Here is a 6,515-nt window from a genome sequence, read left to right as displayed (position 1 = left end):
AGGCGCACATGTTGCTTGACCCAGCGCATCAGGTAACCGGCGATAAGACCACCGACCACGCCGCCGAGAAAACCGGAGCCAATCATGTTGGCGGCCAGTCCCGCCGCAAAGCCCGGGCCCAGCGCCGGTTTGTCTGCCAGCGAATAGGCGGTATAGGCCGCCAGCACCGGCACCATCAGGGTGCCCAGCATGCCACCGCCCAGCTTGCGGTACATCCAGAGCCAGGAGTTCTCGGTATCAAACAGATGTTGCAGGCCGAAGATCTGGGCCAGCAGCACAGAGACGGCGAGCACGGTACCACCCGCCACGATCAGCGGCACGGCAAAGGAGATACCGCTCAGCAGCGCCTGCTTGAGCTCGGTCTTGAGGCTCACCTTCTTGCCGGTCGGCGCGTCGCTCTGGCTGGGGTTGGGCGTCGGGGCTGTGCGACCACTCTTGGCCGCTTCCAGCGCATCATTGAGGATCCGCTCGGCATGGCGGATTGGCTCGGCCACCGGCGTCTCGATCCGGGGGATGCCGGCAAAACGCTCCTGCTCCTTGATGGCCACCTCGGCGGCGAAGATGCAGGCCACCGCAGCATCGAGTGCCTCTTGCGGCAGGCGATCCTCGATGCCGTTGGCACCCTGCTTCTCGACCAGTACCCGAATCCCCAGCTTGCGCCCCGCCTTTTCCAGATACTCGGCGGCCATATAGGTGTGGGCGATCCCCGCCGGGCAGGCGGTGACACAGACCACAGTGGGTTGATTTGTATCTAGGTTGTCTTCTTTTGCTGGTTGCTTGCCACTATCCCCTTCGCCATCGAGCAGCGCCATCAGCTGCTCGGCACTCTGGGCCGCCAGCACCGCCTCGCGGGTATCGTCATCCACCAGGGCCGTGGTGAGGGTGGTGAGCAGCTGCATATGGGTGGAGCCCGCCTGATCGGTCGGGATCGCCAGCATGAAGATCAGATTGACCGGCTCGGGGCCGTCGATCCCCTCCCAGCCCAGCTCCTCGCTCAGGGTAGCGACGGCAAAGGCTGCTTCACGCACCGCATCGCACTTGCCGTGTGGCACCGCCAGCCCTTCGCCAAGGGCGGTGGGGCCCTGCGCCTCTCGGGCCATGACCGCAGCCAGAAAGGCAGCCTTGTCGTGCAGCTTGCCGGCCTGATCGAGCCGATCAGCCAGGGCATGAATGGCCGCATCCCGATCGGCAAACCGGGTTTGCAACGTGATGAGATGGGGGCCGGTAAGACTGGTCAGATTCATGATGATCCTCTGTCAGGTTGGCTTGCCAGCAAGCCGTCATGGTGAAAGTGACAGCGATGCTAACAAACCGGCCGACTGATTTTTGTGAGTGGTATCATACAATTAGTTATTTGTATTGCTTTTGTATTGTTTGTTCAAGGTGATTTGTTAGGTCAAATGAGGCTGAGCCGTTTTGTCTGCCGGGCAACTGGGGTAGAATGGCGCCTCTTCCATTTATCATGGTGCAGAGCCGACGAGGTGGCCTTTCGTGTCGAAAAAACCCATGTATCGCCAGATAGCCGACACCATCCAGCAGTGGATTGCGCAAGGGGAGCTGGCCCCCGGCGATGCCCTGCCCACCGAAGCCGAGCTGCGCGAGCAGTTCGGGGTGAGCCGGGTGACGGTGCGTCAGGCCCTCAAGCAGCTGACCGAACTCAACGTCATCGAGAGCATTCAGGGCAGCGGCAGTTATGTGCGGCAGGAGAAGGTGAACTACGACATCTATCAGCTCACCAGCCTCTATGAGAAGGTGACCGATCCGGCGGCCGAGACCCACAGCGACATTCTCGCCTTCGAGGTGATCAAGGCGAGCAGCGAGCTGGCCGAGCGGCTCAATCTGCTGGAAGGGGCGCTGGTCTACTACGTCAAGCGGGTGCGCTTTATTCGCCAGATCGCGGTAACGCTGGAGGAGACCTGGATGCCGCTCGCCCTCTTCCCCGACCTCAGCTATGCGGTGATGCAGGGCTCGAAGTACCACTACATCGAAGAGGTGAAGCAGCTGGTGATTGACCGCAGCGAGCAGGAGATCATCCCGGTGCTCCCCTCGGCGCAGGTGGTGGAGGCGCTCGGTATCGATCCCGCCAAGCCCATTATCGAGAAGGTCTCCCGCGGCTTTTTGCAAGATGGCACCGTGTTCGAGTTCAGTCGCAACTTCTTCAAGAGCGATGACTACAAGTTCACTCTGGTGGCGCGCCGTACCAAGGGGTGAGCGGTTGCCAGCACCCGAGATAAAAAAGGCCACCACCGTGTTTGCGGTGGTGGCCTTTGTTTTTGGCTGATTGCCGGGCTGAATAGCAGATTGGCTGGTGGTTTGATGCAGCCGATCTACTGCGCTGAGTCGTTGATAACTTCCTCGACCCGCACCTGCAGGCTACCTTGCGCCAGGGTGGTGAGGAGCTGGTCGCCACTGTTGACCTGATCGGCGCGGCTGATGACGTCGCCACGTGCATTGCGGGTGATGGAGTAGCCGCGACCCAGAGTGGCAAGCGGGCTCACCCCGTCGAGGCGGGCGGTGAGCATGGCGAGGCGGTGACTGGCAAGGTCTTGCCGCTTGGCAATCAGGGCATAGAGTCGCTCCTCGGCCAGCTGATGGCGGCGCTTGCCAGCTGCCAAGAGGCGCTCCGGACTTTTGCCCTGCAGGCGCAGCTCAAGGTTGGTGAGGCGCCGCTCACCCTGATGCAGTCGCTGGCGCAATAGCTGCTGCAAACGGGTGGAGAGTTCGTCGAGGCGCTGGGATTGCTGCTCCAGTCGCCGTTTCGGGTCCTGATGGTCGAGCCGCTTTTGCAGCAGGATGAAATCGTGGCGGGCGGCGGTCTGCTGGCGGCTCATCGCCTGCAGCAGTCGCTGCTTGAGGTGGGCGAGGCGCTGAATACGGGCCTGATTGTCCGGTGCCACCAGCTCGGCGGCGGCCGATGGGGTAGGGGCGCGCAAGTCGGCGGCAAAGTCGCTGATGGTGACATCCACCTCGTGGCCCACCGCGCTCACCACAGGTATGGCAGAGTGGGCAATGGCACGCGCCACCGCCTCTTCGTTGAAGCACCAGAGATCTTCTAGCGAGCCGCCGCCGCGCCCGACGATCAGCACATCCACCTCGGCGCGCTGGTTCGCTTTGGTGATTGCTGCGACGATCTGGCTGATGGCGGCGCTCCCCTGCACCTGGGTCGGGTAGATAAAGACCGGCAGATCCGGCGCGCGCCGTTTAAGCACCGTCAGCATATCGTGCAGGGCGGCGCCGGTAGAAGAGGTGACCAGTCCCACCGCCCGTGGTTCGCGGGGCAGCGGCCGCTTGCGGCTTTCGTCAAACAGCCCCTCGGCGCCGAGGCGGCGCTTGAGCTCTTCAAAACGCAGGGCCAATACGCCGTCGCCCGCCGGCTGCATCGACTCGATGATCAGCTGGTAGTCGCCGCGCGGCTCATAGAGAGAGACCCGCGCCTGCACCAGCACCTGCATGCCATCCTGTGGGCGAAACGCCACCCGCCGGTTGTTGCCCTTGAACATGGCGCAGCGCACCTGGGCCGACATGTCCTTAAGCGAGAAATACCAGTGGCCGGAGCTTGGCACCGCCAGATTGGAGAGCTCGCCGGTCAGCCACACCAGCCCCAGATCCTGCTCCAGGATCATGCGCACTGCGCTGTTGAGGCGGGTGACGGTAAAGACCTGCTGCTCGCGGCCGTTCGCCGCACTGGATGGGGTAAATCGGTTCAATGGCGTACCTGTGGTCTGCTCCGGCGGGGCCGGGATAAAACGGTGGCCGCTATCTTAACCCGAAACAGGGGGAGGACGTTAAGCAGGAGGCGCCAGCAGCAGAAAAGCAAGATTGGAAACGCTGCCGTTTATCCGGGCAGGCAGTATGGCTCCCGACAAAGCCCTCGCGCTTGCCTGCATCTGGCCGCGTTGCGGCTTGCCTAGATGCCGTTGATATATCTTGTCCCGCTGATGTTCACGGCGCCACCATCTTGACCAGCGTTTACTCGCCCCCTGTTTGGAGTTGCTTATGAATCCCTCAACCCACTTAAGTTTGACGACCCGTTTGCTGCACTGGTCGGTTGCCTTGCTGATGATTGGCCTGACCCTTGTGGGCTATCTGATGGTTAAATTTGAAATATGGGATCTCTATGCCCTGCATAAATCTCTGGGGGTGATTGCACTTATCTTGATCCTGCCCCGCGCCATTCTCCGCCTTGTTAAAGGGTGGCCTGAGCCTGTGCGTCAATATCCTGTTTACGAGGCATTGGCAGCCAGGGCGATCCACTGGGGTTTGCTGATTTCAACGCTGCTTATTCCGGTGTCCGGTCTCTGTTATTCCGCAGCGGCTGGCCGAGGTGTCGCGATATTTGGCTGGTCTATTATCCCGATGAATCCAGATATCCGTGATCCTGCCAACGTGATTCCATTCAGTGAATCCGTTCGGGATATTGCCCACACAATCCATATTTATTTGCCATATGTCATGCTGGCATTTTTGTTGGTGCACATTGTCGGGGCGTTGAAACATCATCTGCTGGATAAAGATAATACCTTGCTGCGGATGGTGGGGCGAAAATAATAAAGAGAGGCAACCCTTGTTTTGCCAGAAAATATATATTGGCAGCGGGCGAAATTTATTATCCAGCCCGAGCAAAGGACATTGAGAAGAGAATGATACCGGTGCGAGTGGTCGCCGCGAGGGCAAGAGACGATACAAGGACACAAGACAAGGGGAGGGTGGTCAGAGGCCGCTTGCCCCCTGAGCCCCTGTCGATCATCCCTTTGCATGGGGGTTAGGCTGCGTCGGCACCTACCGGTTTTGCATAAATCACCGGTTAGCCAACTCTTTTGCCCCGAAATGGCGCTTTTCGTACTGATAATCTTGGTTTTTTGGCGTTTTGGCCGCCTAAAAGAGGGCTATGCCATAAAAAATTCAAAAAACTTCTTTACCAGTGACCAATGCGTGAGTAAACTTCGTCGGCAATATTTTACACCCCCACTTCCTCAACGGTGAGATATTGCCATGCTCAGGATTGCCAAAGAAGCGTTAACCTTCGACGATGTACTGTTGGTTCCCGCCCACTCCGAAGTTCTTCCCAATACTGCCGATCTGCGTACCAAGCTGACCTCCGCCATCAGCTTGAACATCCCGATGATCTCCGCTGCCATGGACACAGTGACCGAAGCCCGTCTGGCTATCGCACTGGCCCAGGAAGGCGGTATCGGCTTTATCCACAAGAACATGTCCATCGAGCAGCAGGCTGCCGAAGTGCGCAAGGTCAAGAAGTACGAGAGCGGCGTGGTCACTGACCCCGTCACCGTGCGCCCTGACATGACCATCGCCCAAATCAAGGAGCTGAGCCACAAGAATGGCTTCGCCGGTTACCCCGTGGTGACTGACGGCAATCAGCTGGTCGGTATCATCACCGGCCGTGACGTGCGCTTCGTGATTGACCTCTCCCAGACCGTTGAACAGATCATGACCCAGAAAGATCGTCTGGTCACCGTGCGTGAAGGGGCCCCTCGCGAAGAGGTGGTTGCCCTGATGCAAAAGCACCGTATCGAAAAAGTGCTGGTGGTGAACGCCGACTTCAAACTCAAGGGCATGATCACCGTTAAAGATTTCCAGAAAGCCGAGCGCAAGCCCCACGCCTGTAAAGATGACAAGGGTCGTCTGCGGGTCGGTGCTGCCGTTGGCGCCGGTGCCGGTAACGAAGAGCGCGTCGCTGCGCTGGTGGAAGCCGGTGTTGACGTGCTGCTGATCGACTCCTCCCACGGTCACTCTCAGGGCGTGCTGGATCGCATCAAGGCCACTCGCGATGCCTATCCGGATCTGCAGATCATCGGTGGCAACGTGGCGACCGCCGCGGGCGCCAAGGCGCTGGCTGCGGCCGGTGTCAATGCGGTCAAGGTCGGTATCGGCCCGGGCTCCATCTGTACTACCCGTATCGTGACCGGTGTGGGCGTGCCCCAGATCACCGCCATCTCCGACGCCGTTGACGCGCTGGAAGGCACCGGTATTCCGGTGATTGCCGATGGCGGTATCCGCTTCTCCGGCGACATCGCCAAGGCCATTGCCGCGGGCGCCAGCTGCGTCATGGTGGGTTCCATGTTCGCCGGTACTGAAGAAGCGCCGGGTGAGATCGAGCTCTATCAGGGTCGCTCCTTCAAATCCTACCGTGGTATGGGTTCCCTGGGCGCCATGTCCAAAGGCTCCAGCGACCGCTACTTCCAGACCGACAACGCCGCCGACAAGCTGGTGCCGGAAGGTATCGAAGGTCGCGTGCCGTACAAGGGGCGCCTCAAAGAGATCATCCACCAGCAGATGGGCGGCCTGCGCTCCTCCATGGGCCTGACCGGCAGCGCCACCATCGACGATATGCGCACCAAAGCTGAGTTCGTGCGCATCTCCGGCGCCGGGATGAAAGAGTCCCACGTCCACGATGTGACCATTACCAAAGAAGCCCCCAACTATCGGATGGGCTGATAAAACGGGGCCCTGCGCCCCGTTTTTCCACCCTTTTTTTATCCCGTGCCCTTTGTGAC

5 protein-coding genes are annotated in these 6,515 nt (G+C 60.0%); 3 read left to right on the top strand and 2 right to left on the bottom strand.

The features are described from left to right. A partial coding sequence (locus AB5Y92_RS19665) for a fructose PTS transporter subunit IIA (RefSeq protein ID WP_368227423.1) occupies positions 1-1,244 on the bottom strand: 1,244 nt, incomplete at its 3' end. A gap of 247 nt (positions 1,245-1,491) precedes the next feature. On the opposite strand from AB5Y92_RS19665, the gene AB5Y92_RS19660 reads away from it, so the two are divergent. After that, positions 1,492-2,211 carry a GntR family transcriptional regulator gene (locus AB5Y92_RS19660; RefSeq protein ID WP_005360030.1) on the top strand — a complete coding sequence of 240 codons (720 nt, stop codon included), beginning with the start codon at positions 1,492-1,494 and terminating at the stop codon, positions 2,209-2,211. 116 nt (positions 2,212-2,327) lie between these two features. On the opposite strand, the gene xseA is transcribed toward AB5Y92_RS19660, so the two are convergent. After that, on the bottom strand, positions 2,328-3,707 hold the full coding sequence (gene xseA, locus AB5Y92_RS19655; RefSeq protein ID WP_201988129.1) for an exodeoxyribonuclease VII large subunit: 1,380 nt from the start codon (positions 3,705-3,707) through the stop codon (positions 2,328-2,330). A 289-nt stretch (positions 3,708-3,996) separates the two neighbouring features. On the opposite strand from xseA, the gene AB5Y92_RS19650 reads away from it, so the two are divergent. Further along, on the top strand, positions 3,997-4,548 hold the full coding sequence (locus AB5Y92_RS19650) for a cytochrome b (RefSeq protein ID WP_201988130.1): 552 nt from the start codon (positions 3,997-3,999) through the stop codon (positions 4,546-4,548). A gap of 444 nt (positions 4,549-4,992) precedes the next feature. Continuing rightward, on the top strand, positions 4,993-6,456 hold the full coding sequence (guaB, locus tag AB5Y92_RS19645) for an IMP dehydrogenase (protein ID WP_005360033.1): 1,464 nt from the start codon (positions 4,993-4,995) through the stop codon (positions 6,454-6,456). Positions 6,457-6,515 lie beyond the last annotated feature (59 nt).

Source organism: Aeromonas sp. R1-1 (genome assembly GCF_040908495.1).
Classification (GTDB): domain Bacteria; phylum Pseudomonadota; class Gammaproteobacteria; order Enterobacterales; family Aeromonadaceae; genus Aeromonas; species Aeromonas veronii.
The sequence above is the reverse complement of the archived record's forward strand: the minus strand, read 5'-3'. Positions and strand labels throughout refer to the sequence as shown.